This window comes from Archaeoglobus sp. UBA230 (assembly GCA_002507545.1).
Taxonomy (GTDB): Archaea; Halobacteriota; Archaeoglobi; order Archaeoglobales; family Archaeoglobaceae; genus Archaeoglobus.
Genome location: DAVR01000018.1, coordinates 1 through 16776, shown reverse-complemented (window position 1 = coordinate 16776; position 16776 = coordinate 1). Strand labels below are relative to the sequence as shown.

The following is a 16776-nucleotide window of genomic DNA, read 5'->3' as shown; positions in this document are numbered from 1 at the left end:
GTCAGGATAAACCCTTCGCATGGCTCAGAATGTGCTTTAAAGAACTCTTTATTATCTCCAAACCAAGCCTTACAGCTTTTTTCGATCCCGGAAGACAGAACACGACTTTATCTTTGATCAACCCCGCCATTGCCCTTGAAAGTATCGAAGCATAACCAACTTCATTATAGCTGAGCATCCTGAAAATCTCTCCAAAACCATCAATTTTTTTTGTGAAAAGTGGTTCAACTGCTTCAATCGTGACATCTGTTGGGTTTAAACCAGTCCCTCCAGTAAGTATGCAAACGTCAGCCTTGCTGAGAGCATCAAGGACTGACTTTTGTATCTTAACAGCGTCATCTGGAACAAGGAAGTAGTCAACCACATTTCCTTCAAAGCTTTCGTATATCAGCTTTCCAGATTCGTCATCGCTCCTTATTTTATCAACACCTCTCAATTCTCCGTATTTTTCATATCTTGAGGTGGAGACAGTTATGACAGCAACTTTAAAATCAACATCCCCCTCATGCATTAGAACCACCTTTCAAGCGTGGCTTGGGTAGATTTGAGGTTTTTCATCTTTTCAAGAGCCTTTTCAACTCTCTCAACGCTGAAATCATGCTCTTCACACAGGAACTCTATCACCTTATCAGCATCTGGCTCCCCGAACTCTACTCTGTAGTCGTCTGTGACGGGAGGGTTGAGGTAAAACTCCCTTATCGCCTCAACATTCTCAATTTCCACCTTTAAGACCTTTAAAGCCCTGAAAATATCACCGTGAGTCTTTATGAGCTTGAGAGCTTTCTTGATGCCAACACCCTTCACACCCTCGTTGTAGTCTGTCCCAACCAAAATGGCGATGTCAATCAGCTGCTCTCTCGTAATTTCAAGCCTCCTGAGATTCTCTGCAAGCAGAATGATCTCTGGCTTAACATCAATGTAAACATTCTTGCCCGGAAGCTTTCTCTTTCCCGTTATTGCCAGATTCCTCGCAAGTTTGGGACTGCCGAACAGAAGTGAATCGTAATCCTGACTTCCCGTGTAATCCACATCTCCCTTTGCAGCCATGTAGGCTGCCTGAGCTTCACCCTCTGAAGGAGCATCAACATAGGGTATGCCCATGTAATCGAGCAATTCTTTTGAGGAGTTTACAATGTATTCGTCAACCCTCCCAGCAGCCTGAGCATACTTCTTCGCGTCTCTCTCCCCTGCCTGCACCGCTGCTATCCATTTTTCCTCGGCTTCTAATCTCCTCTTTGCCCTTTCCTCGATTTCAGCCTTCTTGAAGTCAGGGGGTTCACCATCGAAGACGAAGATGGGCTTCATTCCAACATCAACCATGTTTGAAACCCTGTAAAGAATTCCTGAGAGGTGAGAGGTGATTCTACCCCGTGAATCCTTTAGCGGTGTGCCGTCAGGCTGTCTAATTATCGAGATGAACTGATATAGTGTGTTAAACGCATCTATGGCAATTTTCTTTCCTGAGAAGTATTCAAGCTCGACCTCCTCTTTTTCAAGAAGGTCTCCAATGTCTGCACCCATGATAAATACTGAGGGAGAATACTTAAAAATCTTTGCAGTGAGTAAATAAAACGATGAAGGCGGTTATCTTAGCCGCTGGATTGGGTACGAGGCTCGGCGGTGTGCCGAAACCTTTGCTCAAGGTGGCTGGGTGTGAAATAATTTTGCGAACGATGAAATTGCTATCACCATACGTTTCCGAGTTCGTGATAGTTGCAAGCCGTTATGCTACGAGAATAGACGAATTTCTGAAAGATAGGGGCTTCAGTTATACGATTGTAAAACATGACAGGCCTGAAAAGGGTAATGGCTACTCTCTGCTGATGGCTGAGGATTTTGTCAATGAAAGGTTTATCCTTGTTATGGGAGACCATATTTACAGCGAGGAATTCATAAAGGAGGCTGTTAAAGGAGAGGGAGTTATCGCTGATAGAGAACCAAAGTTTGTGGATGTAAGCGAGGCAACAAAGATAAAGGTTGAAAATGATAGAGTTGTGGACGTAGGAAAAAATCTTGACACCTTTGACTGTGTTGACACGGGTTTTTTTGTCCTTGACAAGAGCATTTTTGACGTCGCTAAAAAAGTGGTTGAGAAAGAAGAAATACCGCTGAGTGATGTTGTGAGGGAGGCAAAGATACCAGTAACTTACGTTGACGGAAAGCTTTGGATGGATGTTGACACCAAGGAAGATGTCAAAAGGGCAAACTGGGCTCTTGTCAAAACAGCAGTAAAATCATCTGGAGACGGCTTCATTTCGAGACACCTTAACCGAAGAATTTCTACGGTTATCTCCGCAATGCTCGTAAACAGAGTTAATCCAGCTCAGATGACTGTTGTATCCTTTTTGACTGGAATTTTTTCTTCTCTGATGATTTTTCTCAGTCCTCCTGTAGCTGGAATTATCTACCAATTATCGTCCATCTTAGATGGATGCGATGGAGAAATCGCAAGAGCTTCTCTGCTAACCTCAAGAAAGGGAGGGTATATTGACTCCATCCTCGACAGGTTTGTGGATTTTTTATTTCTGGCTTTTTTAGCGATGTTATATCCTGAATCCCTGAAGATAGCTCTTTTTGCCATCTTTGGCAGTGTCATGGTGAGTTACACCACAGAAAAGTACAAGGCTGAGTTTGGTGAGAGCATATACGGTAAAATCCGCATTATGGAATACCTGCCCGGAAAAAGAGATGAGAGAATATTTCTGGTAATGGTCTTCTGCTTCCTCGCTTGGCTAAGCAGCATCTGGATTCACTGGATGTTCTGGGTAATTGCCGTTTTGAGCATATTCAGAGTTGTTGCAACCCTCGCTGTTGTTGCTCTTAAGTCTTAGACCTCTCCAGCTCTTTTTCTCTCAGTAACCTCCTGAGAAGCTTTCCTGCTGGCGTTCTCGGCAACTCTTCGACGAACTCCACCTCTCTTACTCTCTTGTAGCCCGATATCCTTTCCCTCACCCACTCTACTATCTCCTCTTCTGTAACCCTGCCCTTGTAGTCCGGTTTGAGAACTATGAAGGCCTTTGGTATCTCTCCAGCTTCCTCATCTGGCTTTCCGATAACAGCAACATCCATCACAGCCTCGTGTTTCATCAACAGCGCTTCAAGCTCGAAGGGGGCTATTGTGTAGCCCTTGTACTTGATAACTTCTTTAACCCTGTCCTGAAAGTGCAGAAAGCCCTCTTCGTCAATATAGCCTATGTCTCCGGTTCTGAAAAACTTCCTTCCCTTCTCGTCATACCACCAGCATTCCTGATTTTCCTTCTCCCTCTTCCAGTATCCCTTGAACACGTTCGGTCCTCTTATCACTATCTCTCCACTCTCTCCAATCCCAAGCTCTCTGCCATCTTCGAGTGAAATTATCTTAAGCTCTATGTCAGACAGCGGAATGCCCTGAGTTGTGCTCTTGTCCAGCCTTAAAGCAGGGTTTGTTGTGACCATTGGACTTGCTTCTGTCATTCCCCACACCTGATTGTGCTTCAGCCTCGGATTGTTGCACTTCTCCGCAGCAACCTTCAGCAGCCTCTCCACCAATGCGGGAGCTACGGGCCACGCTCCTGTAGCAAATGCCTTAAGATAGCGCCAGTCGTATGTTTTGTTGCTATTTTCAATTGTATTGACAAGCACGTTGAGGGCTGGTGGAACTGCCCAGGAAAAGGTTCCTTTATACTTCTCAATGTTCTCGGCCATGAGTTCGGGGTTGAACATGCCCATCACGATGTACTCATTTCCGACTGTCACCATCAGATTCACCAGCCCGAATTCTGCAGAGTGGAACATCGGCATACAGCCGATAATGGTGTCCATGTGCGATAAGCCAGTGGCTACAGCAAGCTGCAGAGCGTTTGCTGTCAAATTGAAATGTGTGAGCATGACACCCTTTGGCATTCCTGTAGTCCCACCGGTGTATGGTAAAAGAGCTACATCATCTTCCGGGTTCACCTTCACATTCTCAAACTCCTCGCTACCAGCATCCATGACCTCTGAGAGATTGTTCTCCTCTCCAGCTACAACAAAAACCCTCTCAACCTTTGTCCTGTCCAGAACCTGCTTAAAGCTGTCGTAGAGCATTCTGTGGACGATTAATGTCGTCGCCTCGCTGTCGTTGAGCAAATGTTCAAGCTCAAATGACTTGTACATCGGGTTTACCGGCACGGGAGTTGCAGCCACTCTCCAGAGGGCATAGACGGACATGACGTAGTCAATAGAGTTGGGAACGCATACAGCAACATGCTCACCCTTCCTCACACCTTTCTTGGCAAAGCCTGAAGCCAGCCTCTTTGTTGTTTCAGCAATCTCAATGAAGTTCATCTTCTCCGGAAACTCCGATGGAAATCTTGGTTCTGCCGAGATTATGGCAGTTTTTTCACCAAACTTCTCTGCAGCATGGTCAATTCTGTCCGCCAAAGAGATTCTGGGGTAATAAAGGCTCGGAAACCCGATTTTGTATTTAAGCTCCATATACATAATGAACTTTAATGTTAAAAAGTTTTCCCTGTGATTCCGAGGTGGCTAAACACATCATTCTCCCCGTAACAGATGCCTAAGAAATTCCTCCTAACTGTGAGTGTTAGAATCTTCTGAATCAGCCCACATATAACTTAAAAGGCTGCGATAGCGTCGTTATAATTCAAACTTTCATTGTAAAGCTCAGGACTTCCTGAGACCCCTTCTCAGCTTCTCAAGGTTCCCCCAAACTCTATCAAGGTCATCTACCAACACAGTTATTCTGTCAATGTTTTCTATTACTTTTCCATATATCTCATTTCCAAGTTTGTCTCTGAGTTCACAGTATGCCCTTGCAGCAGCGAGAGGGTTTCTAATCCTGTCCACAAGAAAAGAGATGAGTTTGATATTTTCCTCAATTTTTTCGATTAGTTCCCTCCTCTCAGTTATCTCTCTCGCCACCCCATGTATCGCGAGGACTTCTCCATTCTCGATGACGGGGTGAGCAACAACTTCGATCCAAACCGTTTTTCCCGAGCTACCAATTAGTGGAATTTCAAAGGGAGGGGTTGGCTCTTTCGTTCTAACAATTTCGTCAATTTTTTCCCTGACAGAGTCGTGGTAGTTGGTGGGAATGAAGTCCCAGATATTTGCATCTTCCATCTCATCCTGTCCAACAATCTCCATAGCCTTCCTGTTCACACTAATAATCCTGCCTTCTAAGTCATGGATAAAGAATATATCATTTGCACTATTCCAGAGATATTCATACCTTTCCAGAGCCTTCTTAAGCTCTTCTTCCATTCTCCTTTTCACAGTGATATCTCTAACAAACTCAACAACCATCTTCACCCTACCGCCTTCAATGACGGGGTAGCTGAAAAGCTCCACCCATTCAACCCCTCCTCCAGGACCGGGAACTACTCCACTTTTCATCTTACCAGTCTTTATTGCCTCTATGGTGGGACAGTTCTCGCAGAGTTCATTTCGGCCATGGTAAGCTTCATAGCATTTCCTTCCCACTACGTCCCCATACCATTTTTTCATCGCGTGGTTGACCATGATAATGCTCATGTCAGCGTCAAGAACACTTATCCCTTCCTGTATTGTGTTGAAGACCGCTTCAAGAAAACGTCCTCTTTCTTCCACTTCTTTTGTCCTCTTTGCAACTTCTCTGCTGAGATATACATTGGAGAGTATAACAGAAACGAGGATAATTAGAAGAGCAGCTGTAATGGGGTAAATCCATTGAGGGATAGCAATAGCTTTAGGCCCGAACCATCTGTCCAGTGCTTGATAATAAACTGAATTGGCATCTTCTTTCATCACCCTTAACCTGCTATCAATAGCATCGAGAACTGTCTTATCATTACCCGCAAATCTAAGTTCAACGGGTGAAAAAATGATGTTGCTCTCCTTTAATCCGTATTTACCCGTGTGCAGATAAGAGAACAGTCTTGATACAACACCTACATCGGCTTTTCCAGACTTGACAGCTTCAAAAACACCGATATAATCCCCCTCAACCTCCACAAATCCACATTCGATGTTGAAGTCATCAACAAGCCTCTTGAAGCCTTCATAATAAACGTCCCCTTTAACCACAGCAACTATCAACCCGTCGAGGTCTAAGATTGAATCCACGTGTTCCTTGGATACAACTACCCCCCAGTTGGTCAACACAGTTTCATTGCTGAACTTGAAATCCTTAGCTCTCTCCTCAGTGTAAGCAATGTCTACAAGCAAGTCAATTTCACCGTTTTTCAATTTCTCCAGTAGATTGGGAAAGTTGTCGTAAACATATTCAATCTCCCATCCTTCTTCTTCCGCAATTGACCCGAGAATGTCAATAAAGAAGCCTTTAATCTCCTCACCCTCTTTAAAAACTAGCGGTGGATTGTCGTAAACTCCCACCTTTAGCTCCAAGGCTAAGGAAGGTTGTATAATAGCGAATAGTAATATTACTACTATTACAAAGTTGTGCATTAGCTATTACCCACTCAAATTTAGTTAAAAAATCTTTCCAATGCAACGAAATACCTTGACCCAAGGTAAAACTTAAAAGGCAGTTTAACAACCCAAGCGCATGTATTTCGACTCCCATCTCCATACTGAGGGTCTGGGCTTCTCAGACCTGAAAAAACTCAGTGAAGCAGGGATAAAAGAGGTTTGCAGCTTGGCGTTCTTCCCCATCGAGCCAAAATTTCCGCAAACGATGGTTGATCTTTTTAGAAAGCTAACAGAATTTGAAACTTTAAGATGCGAGGCTGCAGGAGTGAAAATGTATCCTGCAGTTGGCATCCACCCCCGCTGCATCCCACCAGATTACGGTTTTGTGATGAAACACCTCGAAGAAGGAGAATGGCTGGCATTCGGTGAAATTGGCCTTGAAAATGTCACGAAAGAAGAGATCGAAGTCTTAACTTCACAGCTTGAAATTGCAAAAGAAAGGGACATCCCGTGCATAATACACACCCCAAGAGGAAACAAAAAAAGTGCAACGGAAAAAACCCTCGAAATACTTGAAAAACTCGATTTTCCAGTAGAGCTGGCTGTTATAGACCACGTGAATTTCGAAACCCTCGACATGGTTCTGAGGAGTGGTTACTGGATTGGTCTCACTGTTCAGCCCGGTAAGTTATCTCCAGACGATGCTGCCAGGATAGTGTTGGAACATGGTTCTGAAAAATTCATGCTGAACAGCGATGCTGGTTACAGGGATACGGAAATAACGACCGTAGCTGAGGCTGCCAAGAAAGTTATGGAGGTTGTGGGAGAGAAAGAGATGAGGAGCGTTGCGAGAGATAATGCCAGAAAGTTCCTGAGGTTGTAGTATGAACAGACCGACCTTGGATGAATACTTCATGGAGATTGCATCTGTAGTGGCAAAGCGTTCCACATGTTTGAGACAACACGTTGGAGCAGTGATAGTCAAGGACAAAAGGATTCTCGCAACTGGCTACAACGGTGCACCCTCGGGGTTACCCCATTGTGAGGATGTTGGATGTCTGAGAGATAAAATGGCGGTGCCGAGTGGCGAGAGACAGGAGCTTTGCAGGGGTGTGCATGCGGAGCAGAACGCAATAATTCAGGCTGCAAAGTTCGGGATAAGCGTTGATGGAGCTGCCCTTTACTCAACACACTGCCCGTGCATAACCTGCGCCAAAATAATAATCAACGCTGGCATAAAGAGGGTGGTTTACGGGAAAGAGTATGCAGACAAAAGGGGTCTCGATTTGCTGAGAGAAGCAGGAGTGGAGGTAGAGTTCTTCCCGTGCTGCATTGAATAAATAAAAAATTAGATGGTGTCTGAGAACTGGACGATCACCGAATGCCTGCTTGCAGGCCATGCTGGAACTGTGAAGCTTTCCATTCCTCCACTGCGTGATTTGACAGTTAACTTAACCACACCGTCAGCAGGAACAAACAAGTCTGCAGCAGACATGAATGGAAGCGGAGAGAATCTCAATACTTTCTTTTCGAGATTGCTCTTACCGTCAGCAAACCTGTCGAAGACCCACAGACCGTTTACAGCTTTCGAGATGGGACATATCTTTGCCGTGCAGATGTTGATGCCGTTGACATAAACCTCATCCACACCACCTATGTCCACATCATACTCCCCAAGCATCTCTTTGTACCTGACAAGAAGTAAACCAACGGCGTTTTTGGCATTTGGCGATAACCTTTCAGGTGTTATCAGAAGTTCAACATCTGCTGGAGGAGTTGATGCGAGGAATCTTACCCACAAATCATCCCTCACAAAGGGAGCACGGTAGTAGTGATAAACCATGTAGTTGAAGTCTTTGATCAGGACAAACTCGTATCTCTGCCCTTTCTTCAGCGTCATCTCGAAGCTTCCATCCCAGAGCCTTATAATTTTGACAGGAAACCACCTTAATCGCTTACCATTCTCATCAATTGGATATACCCTCAACCATCCGGAAACTTTCGCGTTTGTTGCAAACGCCACGAACTTTCCTTTAACTTTGACATATTCTCCACTCTGATGTAGGATATCCGTTGTATCTGGCTTAACTCCGTTTATGAACTTATACATTTCAGCAAAAGTTGGTGCAGCCGTGCAGAGCTGGACGTGGGTCATGTTATTGAAGTAGACGTTTGTCGCCCCGTGGACTTCCCTACCCTCTGGAAATTCCAGAGCAGGGAGAGATTTAAGATTCCCAAAGATAGCAAGGGTTGGAATACCTTCTGGAGCATCAACCCCCCATATCCCATCCAGAAGGATGAGGTGTGCAACCTTAGAAGCCCTTTCCGGCGAGGATTTTACGTATTCCATCAGCAAAAATGTCCCCATCGAATGTCCAACCAAATCTACTTTATCTGCCCCACTCTCCGCCAGAGTCTCGTCAATGAGTCTGTCAAGTCTGCCGAACACCTTAGCCATAACTTCCTCTCTCGGCTCTTCAAGTATTTTGTTTATTATCTTCTCATCGAGGAGTTTAGTGAGATTAATACCAAGCACAGAAGAGAGACCGCTCAGAGCTAAGTCTGTCTCCATCACAAGACCCCATGTTATTGTGTCATACTCGAATACCTTTATATACTCTGCAGGATAACCGTTCGAGGTGAAACGGAGTGCTTGACTCTCAAACTGTCCTCCGGATCCACCAAGACCGTGTACGAAAATAACAGGCCTAAGTTCTTCTGCCGATACTGCTTGAATTGCTAAAAACAGATATATCACCAGCCCAATCCTCCTCATAAATTTTAAACAATTTTTCTGTATATATATATATATTTTACTATGCGATTAAATGCAACAATTATAATAATCAATAACAATTTGAATTCTTACACAAGCTACAAAACGACAGCAATTATTAAATAAGCCTGTGGCATGTCTGGTGTCATGGAGTTCGTAAAACTGGAAAAGGATGGCAAAGTTGCTGAAATTACCATAAGCAGACCTGAGGTTCACAATGCCATTGACATGGGGGTTGTTCGAGACCTCTCTGCAGCGCTTGATGACTGTTGGAAAGATGATGGTATTAAGGTCATCGTGCTGAAGGGTGCGGGAAAAAGCTTCTCGTCAGGGGCAGACCTCAAACAATTTATGAAATTTGCCGCTGGAGAAGGAAATCCAGTTGAGTATGGTTTGAAGCTGCATTTTGACGTCATCAAGAAAATGAGGGAAATTCCAAAACCCATCATTGCAGAGGTTAAAGGATACTCAATTGGTGCTGGTGTTGGACTCGTTGCCGCATCAGATTATGCAATTGCTGCCGAGAGTGCGGTGTTTTCCTGCGGTTACATCCTGATAGGGTTGAGCCCTGATACTGGCACTTCCTTTCTGATACCGAGGGGTTGCAGTATGAAGAGAGCTTTTGAGCTGATGTCAACTGGCAGGAGGTTCTCGGCGAGAGAGGCGCTGGATTACGGCATCGTCACAGAAGTGGTACCGGATGACAGGCTTGAGGAGAGGGTGAGGGAGGTCGTTGAAATCTACCTGAACAGACCGAGAGTTGCGATTGCAAACCTGAAAAAGCTCCTTAACGTCACACACTCCAACAAGATTGATGAACACTTGGCTTACGAACTCAACCTTGCCATGATGGCCACGCTCACGAAGGATTTTATCGAGGGAGTTACGGCGATGCTCGAAAAAAGGGAGGCAAAGTTTGAGTAAAATTAGATTTTGATGTCCCCATATTTTTTCACGTAGCTCACAAGCCCACCTTCTTTGAGTATCCTCAACATAACCTCCGGAAGTGGTTTTGCTTTGATTTCAGTGCCCTTCGTAATGTCAGCAATCCTGCCCTCACCAAAATCAACCTCAAGCTCGTCTCCACTCTCTATTTCCTCAGTGTCTGCGATCAGCAGTGGTAGGCCAACGTTTATTGCATTCCTGTAAAAGATTCTTGCGAAGGATTTGGCTATTACAGCCGATACCCCTGCTATTTTCAAAGCAAGAGGTGCATGCTCTCTGCTACTCCCCATACCGAAGTTCTCCCCTGCAACAATGAAATCACCCGGTGTGAATTTGTTAGGAAATTCAGGATCGGCATCCTCCATTATGTGTTTTGCCAGTTCAGGCATATTGCTCCTCAGATGATAGTATCTACCGGGGGTTATATGATCCGTCGAGATATTGTCTCCAAACTTCCACGCCTTTCCCCTTACCTTCATTTCATCACCATTCTACTCCTCCTCAGGCGCCTTACAGACGAAGACTGGAACAGGAGAGCGTCTTATAACACTGTCGGAAGTACTTCCGAGTAGAAGCGATCTAACAACACTAACACCTCTTGAGCCCATGAAAATCGTGGTCACTCCAAGCTCCTCCTGCTTTCGCAGAATGACCTTGTGTGGCACTCCAGACTGAACATGCACTGAAACTTTAAGCCCCTCCTGACTAAGATTTTCTGCGAGTTTCTCCAAATCTCCGTCGCATTCTGGCTCGATTACATGCAGTAGGTGCACCTCAGACCCAACCTTTTTGGCAACGTAAACGGCATAATCTAAAGCCACTCTGGCATGTTCTGAAAAGTCAAAAGGCACAAGGACTTTATCGAAGAGGTCACCAGTGGGATGCGTAACCTCACTGTCGAACTTGAAAATGTAAACGGGTTTCTTTGATGCTTTTAACACCCCTTCAGAAACGCTCCCAAGTAGAATCTTTTTGAAAGCGCTTGCTCCACGGGAATTCATTGCAATGAAATCGTAGTCTTTTGAGTAGTTCAATATCTCCGCCACCGGGTCGCCTGCTGGGAAAGGTCTTATTGCATTGACCTTTAAGCCCTTGCTCTTCATGAGTTCCTCAATTTTCCCAATACCCTCTTCGGCCTTTTTGCTCTCCTCTTCTATGTAATTGTCAATATCTATTCCCCCACTCACGTCGCTAAGTTTCGACAGATTGATCACATAGAGAATTCCAACCTCCTCAACACCCGCTTTTTTCAGATCGTCAACCTGTTCCAGAATTTTCAGGTTGCTTTCGGAAAGGTCTGTCGGGAACAGCATTTTTTCAAGCATATGAATTTTTCATGCGTTAAGTTTAAAATTGTTTCATACATTGCTATATCTGAATGCTTGAGACACTGGTTAAAAGTGCATTGATAGTTGCGAAGGAGATCGGTGTCGAAAAAATTGCGGTAGTTAGTAAAACAGATTTTGATGAGGATTTTGTTGAAGGTATCGAAATAATTCAGGTACCCAAAAAATACGCTACACTCCTCGACAGCATGATTTACTATTTCGAGGATAGTGCTGAGAAAATCATTGCTGAAAAATTTTCCCAGATGTACAGGACTAAGGAGTACATTTCGACCTATATGTATCTAAAGGGGTTCGAGATGGATAGAGCGGTTGTTGTGATTGAGACGGACATTCTGAAGGGAATAACGGTTTTTGATCCTGACAAAAGCTCATTCATGCAGGCAATAGAGGAGTGTACAGAGAGGGTTGATCCTGATGCCCTCAGAGCAGTTTTGACGGTTGCTTTGAACATCGCGCATAAGGGTAGAGAGGGTAGAAAGATCGGCACAGCTTTCGTCATCGGTGATGTCGAGGAAGTTCTTAGCAGATCAAGCCAGCTGATCATTAACCCATACGAGGGACACAAGGAGAATGATAGGGACATAAAAAATCCTGAGAACTGGGAAAGTGTTATGGAGTTCTCCCAGATTGATGGAGTCTTCGTCATAGATGAGAAAGGTATTATAATTGCCTGCGGTCGTTACATTGAAGCTTCAGCCAAAGACCTTCTTTCGAGGATTAAACGCGGCTTGGGTGGGAGGCACATAGCATGCGCCTCAATAACGAAGGAGACGAAAGCGATAGCGGTAGTCGTTTCAGAAACGGGCGGGGATATCACAGTATACAAAGACGGCGTTGAGGTAATTCACATACCCTCAATGCTGTTCTAAAATCAAAAAATTTTTGTGCTTACACACTAAGGATTCAACATGAAGGACGTTTTTATTGTTGCATGTGGGAGATATATGGACACCACCTACGGCTGTCCTGGCGAATGGCGGTGTCTGAAAGCCGCAGCACTCGGTGAGGGCAAGTTTGATGAGCCTGTTAGAGTTATGTCCTTTGTGAGGTGCGAGTGTCCCGGAAATACTCTGGTTCCAAATATTGGCATGGCCATAAAGCTTTCTGAGGTCAAGCCAGAGGAGATATATCTGTCTTCATGCATGCTCAGACAGCCCGGCTGCCCCTACAGAAATGCAGAAGAATGGGCAAAAATAGTTGAGGAGAACTTTGGAATCCCCGTCAAGCTTGGGACACACGAGTATAAGTAAAATCTAACAAACTCTCGTCCCCGGTTCCACTTCCTTATCCGGAATTAGCAGTATCGCCTTCCCATCTTTCTCTGCCGCGAGGATCATTCCTCTGCTTTCAACACCCATGAACTTCGCCGGTTTGAGATTTGCCAATACAACAACGAGCATACCCTCAAGCTCCTCGGGTCTGTAGTCCTCCGCTATTCCTGACACGATCTGCCTGTGCTCATCTCCGATGTCAACTATGAGTTTGATCAGCTTCTTGCTTCCCTTAATCTTTTCTGCACTTGTGACTTTGCCGATGCGGATATCCAGCCTTTGGAAGTCCTCTATGGTTATTTCTTCTTTCATCTCCTGCCTAACTTCTTCTCCCCTGAACCTCTTCTCCATAATCTTCTGCAGCTCATCAAGTTTCTCGTCTTCAATCTTCTCAAACGGAACCTGCGGCTTCTTCAGACTCATAACCTCGTCAACCTTTGCCGCATCCTCCAGCTTACAGGCTTTGATGTCCAGCCCTACTGCCTCAGCCATTTTCGCCATACTTCTCGGCATTACGGGATAGGCAAAGATTATCAGGGCTTTTGCAAGCTGAAGGCATGATGCAACAACTCTTCTGGCAGCCTCTTTATCCGCCTTTATCAGCTCCCATGGTTTTGCATTCTGGAAGTAAACGTTTCCAAATGTTGCAAGCTCCATAAAGGCGTCGCTCGCAACTTTAAACTCCCACTCCCCAATTGCATTTTCTATCTTTTCCTTTGCCTCTCTTATTTTCTGCAGAATTTCTCCATCAACGTCATCCATTTTAACTTCGCCGAAGTTCTTCCAAGCGAAAAGCAGGACTCTGTAGAGGAAATTTCCGAGCGTTGCGATAATCTCATTGTTCACCTTATCCCTGAAAACCTCCCACGAGAAGTTGAGGTCCTTTTGATGGCTCGTGTAGTTGACGATATAGTATCTCAGGTAGTCGGGGCTGAGGCCAGCTTTCAGATAATCATCCTCAACCCAGACAACGTAACCCCTCGACTTTGAGAAGGTCTTACCCTCAACCTTCACCATCCCGCTCGCAACCACGGCTGAAGGTAAAGCATACTCAGCGCCCTTCAGCATCGCAGGCCAGAAGATGCAGTGGTGGTAGACTATGTCGAGTCCGATAAAGTGAATGATTTCACCATTGCCATGAATCCATATCTTCCTCCAGTCACAGCCCTTGTTCTCACAAGCTTTTTCTGTGAAGCTTATGTAGCCAATCGGCGCGTCAACCCACACATAAACAACAAGTTCCTCTTCTCCCGGGAACATCACTCCCCACTCAAGGTTTCGGGTTATGCACCAGTCCCTCAAATTTTTCACCCAGTTCCTGGCATAGTTCAACGCATTCTCAGTACCCCTCAGCTTGGACAAATAGTCCTCAAGAAAGTCCTTGAATTCAGTAAGTTTGAAGAAGTAGTGCTTCTGGCTCCTGAACTCAGCCTTCGAGCCGCAAATCTTGCACCTTGGCTCCTTTATCTCTCCCGGCTCCAAATGCCTTCCGCAACCCTGATCACACTCATCCCCCCTCGCAGTCGCACCACAGTAAGGGCAGATACCCTCAACATACCTGTCAGGCAGAAACCTTTCGCATTTCGGGCAGTATGCGAGCTGTATATCCTTTGGATAAACATAGCCCTTCTCAATCAACCTCTTCACAATTTCTGTTGTCCTCTGGTGGTGGTACTTCGCATCAGTCCTACCGTAGTAGTCAAATTCGATGTCAAGCTCTGCGAAAATTTTCTTAAAGTGCTCATGGTAGATGTCAACCAATTGCTTCGGTGTCAACCCCTGCTGCTCTGCATTTACAACAATCGGAGTGCCATGACAATCGCTTCCGCAGACAAAAACCACATCTTCTCCGAGCATTCGCAGGTATCTCACATAAACATCAGCCGGAACGTAAGTCCTGAGATGTCCTATGTGGGCCTTACCGTTAGCGTAAGGGAGGCCACAGGTTACAAGTTTCATGGAGGGGGAAAAGCGAGTGGGTAAATAACATTTTTTACTTAGCAAGCTGTTCTTAACCTCACCTCAAACACCCTACCCTTAGCTCATTTGTCATAAACACGGACTGCATTGAAGGATTTCGATTAGCTTTTTAACAATGAAGACGTCAACTCCCGTTCCACGAGTGGTGTAACCTCTGCTTTATTTCATCCGGTATGCCTTTTGGGTAATCAACCTAATCAACTAACCTAAAATAAAATATTAATTAAAAATTAGAATTCAGGCATTTCGGGCATTTCTCCGCCTTTACCCTTCTCCTTCTCTTTCTCAAGCCCCTTGGCAGCAATGACATCGTCAATTCTCAGAATCATCACCGCTACTTCAGTAGCTGAGCCAATTGCCTGTGTCTTAACTCTGAGCGGCTCAAAGACACCTTTCTCTTTCATGTCAACGACCTTCCCCGTCTCGACATCAACACCAGCATAAACCTGTCCGTTTTCGTGCGCTGCTTTAAGCTCGACGAGGACGTCAATCGGATCAATCCCTGCATTCTCTGCCAAGGTTCTTGGGATTATCTCAAGTGCTGTTGCGAATGCCTCAACTGCAAGCTGCTCTCTTCCTCCGAGAGATGGTGCCCATTCTCTGAGCTTCAGACTCACTTCTATCTCCGGAGCACCAGCTCCAACAACTACTTTTCCATCCTCAACAGCACAGGCAACGACTCTCACCGCATCCTCAATGCCCCTTGCAACCTCTTCCACAACGTGCTCAGTTCCACCTCTTACCAGTATTGTGACCGCCTTCGGGTTCTTACATCCAGTGACAAAAACCATCTTTTCATCGCCGACTTTCCTCTCTTCAACCACTGCTGACTCTCCGAGATCGTCGCTGTTAATATCTCTCAGATCAGTGAGTATCTTTGCTCCCGTAGCCTTCGCCAGCTTCTCCATGTCGCTCTTCTTCACCCTCCTGACAGCAAGAATTCCCGCCTTTGCGAGGTAATACTGAGCGAGATCATCAATGCCCTTCTGGCAGAACAGTACATTTGCACCTGCATTCGAAATCTTGTCAACCATTTCCTTAAGCATAGCCTCTTCCTGCTCGATAAACTTCTGAAGCTTCTCCGGGTCAGTAATTCTGATCTTTGCATCAATTTCAGTCTCTTTTACTTCAAGTGCTGAATCAAGCAGTAGAATCTTTGCATTCTCAATCTTCTTGGGCATTCCCGGATGAACAACTTCCTTGTCAAGCACTATCCCGTCAACGAGTTCGGTGTCCTCAACACTTCCACCCTGCCTTTTCTCAATTTTTATGTAGTCTGTGTTAACCTCAATGCTTCCGTTCTCCTCTTCTGCAATCATCTTCACCGCTTTTACAGCAATTTCTGCAAGCTTGTCAATGGCTACCTCAGCACCTTTTCCGGTCATGGCAGTTGATGCAATCTTCTTCAAAACCTCGTCATCATCCTTGCTGATCGGTATCGCAATTTCGTTCAGAACCTCAATTGCCTTCTCGGCAGCAAGTCTGTATCCGTTTGCAATTATTGCTGGGTGGATTTCCTGATCCAGCAGCTCTTCAGCCCTCTTCAGCAATTCTCCAGCAAGAACCACGGCGGTGGTTGTACCATCGCCAACCTCATTGTCTTGTGTCTTTGCAACCTCGATGATCATCTTTGCAGCCGGGTGCTCGACATCTATCTCCTTGAGAATTGTAACACCATCGTTGGTTATAACAACATCACCGAGGCTGTCAACAAGCATCTTGTCCATTCCCTTCGGTCCAAGGGTGCTCCTCACTGCTTCAGCGATTACGCGGGCAGCCATTATGTTCATCCTCTGTGCATCCCTACCAACTGTTCTCTGCGTTCCCTCCCTCAATATAAGCACAGGTTGACCCTGTAACGTTGCCATTTACATCACCTCCTTATTGCAGATATTGGTGGATTGGAATTTCTATATAAGATTTTCGATAAGACAATTAGCATAACAAATATCGAAAATTTTAAATAATCTTGATTCGATTTTATGAAGTTTGAAGTGGTAAAAATTCGCATTATAGTAAAAGTGGGTGGTGGAGATGACTGAGATAAAAACCGTCGCAGTTCTCG

15 protein-coding genes are annotated in these 16776 nt (G+C 45.2%); 6 read left to right on the top strand and 9 right to left on the bottom strand.

The features are described from left to right. Position 1: 1 nt before the first annotated feature. Together BP688_RS04600 and fen are read right to left on the bottom strand one after the other, a co-directional pair. A complete protein-coding gene (locus BP688_RS04600) occupies positions 2–511 on the bottom strand; it encodes a MogA/MoaB family molybdenum cofactor biosynthesis protein (protein ID WP_290596848.1) in 510 nt (169 codons plus the stop codon). Beyond that, positions 511–1521, bottom strand: coding sequence for a flap endonuclease-1 (gene fen, locus BP688_RS04595; RefSeq protein WP_290596847.1), 1011 nt, complete (start codon positions 1519–1521; stop codon positions 511–513). Before fen ends, BP688_RS04600 begins: the two co-directional genes overlap by 1 nt. A 53-nt stretch (positions 1522–1574) precedes the next feature. Between fen and BP688_RS04590 the strand changes: the two genes are divergently transcribed. Then, on the top strand, positions 1575–2831 hold the full coding sequence (locus tag BP688_RS04590; RefSeq protein WP_290623316.1) for a bifunctional L-myo-inositol-1-phosphate cytidylyltransferase/CDP-L-myo-inositol myo-inositolphosphotransferase: 1257 nt from the start codon (positions 1575–1577) through the stop codon (positions 2829–2831). Here BP688_RS04590 and BP688_RS04585 read toward each other — a convergent pair. Both BP688_RS04585 and BP688_RS04580 read right to left on the bottom strand, forming a co-directional pair. Then, on the bottom strand, positions 2821–4455 hold the full coding sequence (locus BP688_RS04585; RefSeq protein WP_290623315.1) for an AMP-binding protein: 1635 nt from the start codon (positions 4453–4455) through the stop codon (positions 2821–2823). The two genes, BP688_RS04590 and BP688_RS04585, sit on opposite strands and share 11 nt — an antisense overlap. 189 nt (positions 4456–4644) lie before the next feature. Then, entirely contained in the window at positions 4645–6426 is a 1782-nt protein-coding gene (locus BP688_RS04580) for a PAS domain S-box protein (RefSeq protein WP_290596844.1), read from the bottom strand. 100 nt (positions 6427–6526) lie between these two features. On the opposite strand from BP688_RS04580, the gene BP688_RS04575 reads away from it, so the two are divergent. Both BP688_RS04575 and BP688_RS04570 read left to right on the top strand, forming a co-directional pair. Then, positions 6527–7273: a TatD family hydrolase gene (locus tag BP688_RS04575; RefSeq protein ID WP_290596843.1), complete on the top strand. Its 747-nt coding sequence runs from the start codon at positions 6527–6529 to the stop codon at positions 7271–7273. A 1-nt stretch (position 7274) separates the two neighbouring features. Continuing rightward, complete coding sequence (locus BP688_RS04570; protein WP_290596842.1) at positions 7275–7730, top strand: deoxycytidylate deaminase; 456 nt, start codon at positions 7275–7277, stop codon at positions 7728–7730. 8 nt (positions 7731–7738) lie between these two features. Here the strand turns inward: BP688_RS04570 and BP688_RS04565 are convergent, their stop codons facing one another. Next, positions 7739–9166 carry an alpha/beta fold hydrolase gene (locus BP688_RS04565; RefSeq protein ID WP_290596841.1) on the bottom strand — a complete coding sequence of 476 codons (1428 nt, stop codon included), beginning with the start codon at positions 9164–9166 and terminating at the stop codon, positions 7739–7741. A 147-nt stretch (positions 9167–9313) separates the two neighbouring features. On the opposite strand from BP688_RS04565, the gene BP688_RS04560 reads away from it, so the two are divergent. Continuing rightward, positions 9314–10090 carry an enoyl-CoA hydratase/isomerase family protein gene (locus tag BP688_RS04560; protein WP_290623314.1) on the top strand — a complete coding sequence of 259 codons (777 nt, stop codon included), beginning with the start codon at positions 9314–9316 and terminating at the stop codon, positions 10088–10090. Between the two features lie 2 nt (positions 10091–10092). Here the strand turns inward: BP688_RS04560 and BP688_RS04555 are convergent, their stop codons facing one another. Continuing rightward, positions 10093–10590, bottom strand: a complete 498-nt coding sequence (locus BP688_RS04555; protein ID WP_290597256.1) for a 3-isopropylmalate dehydratase small subunit — start codon at positions 10588–10590, stop codon at positions 10093–10095. Between the two features lie 12 nt (positions 10591–10602). Then, a complete protein-coding gene (locus BP688_RS04550; protein WP_290597257.1) occupies positions 10603–11436 on the bottom strand; it encodes a universal stress protein in 834 nt (277 codons plus the stop codon). 53 nt (positions 11437–11489) lie between these two features. On the opposite strand from BP688_RS04550, the gene BP688_RS04545 reads away from it, so the two are divergent. Together BP688_RS04545 and BP688_RS04540 are read left to right on the top strand one after the other, a co-directional pair. Next, the gene (locus BP688_RS04545) at positions 11490–12329 is read left to right on the top strand and encodes a DNA integrity scanning protein DisA nucleotide-binding domain protein (RefSeq protein WP_290597258.1); all 840 of its coding nucleotides are present in this window, start codon (positions 11490–11492) and stop codon (positions 12327–12329) included. Between the two features lie 39 nt (positions 12330–12368). After that, entirely contained in the window at positions 12369–12710 is a 342-nt protein-coding gene (locus BP688_RS04540; protein ID WP_290597259.1) for a CGGC domain-containing protein, read from the top strand. 3 nt (positions 12711–12713) lie between these two features. On the opposite strand, the gene metG is transcribed toward BP688_RS04540, so the two are convergent. Together metG and thsB are read right to left on the bottom strand one after the other, a co-directional pair. Further along, entirely contained in the window at positions 12714–14690 is a 1977-nt protein-coding gene (metG, locus tag BP688_RS04535; RefSeq protein ID WP_290597260.1) for a methionine--tRNA ligase, read from the bottom strand. Positions 14691–14941: 251 nt separating this feature from the next. Continuing rightward, positions 14942–16579 carry a thermosome subunit beta gene (gene thsB / locus BP688_RS04530; protein ID WP_290624541.1) on the bottom strand — a complete coding sequence of 546 codons (1638 nt, stop codon included), beginning with the start codon at positions 16577–16579 and terminating at the stop codon, positions 14942–14944. Positions 16580–16776: the final 197 nt, after the last annotated feature.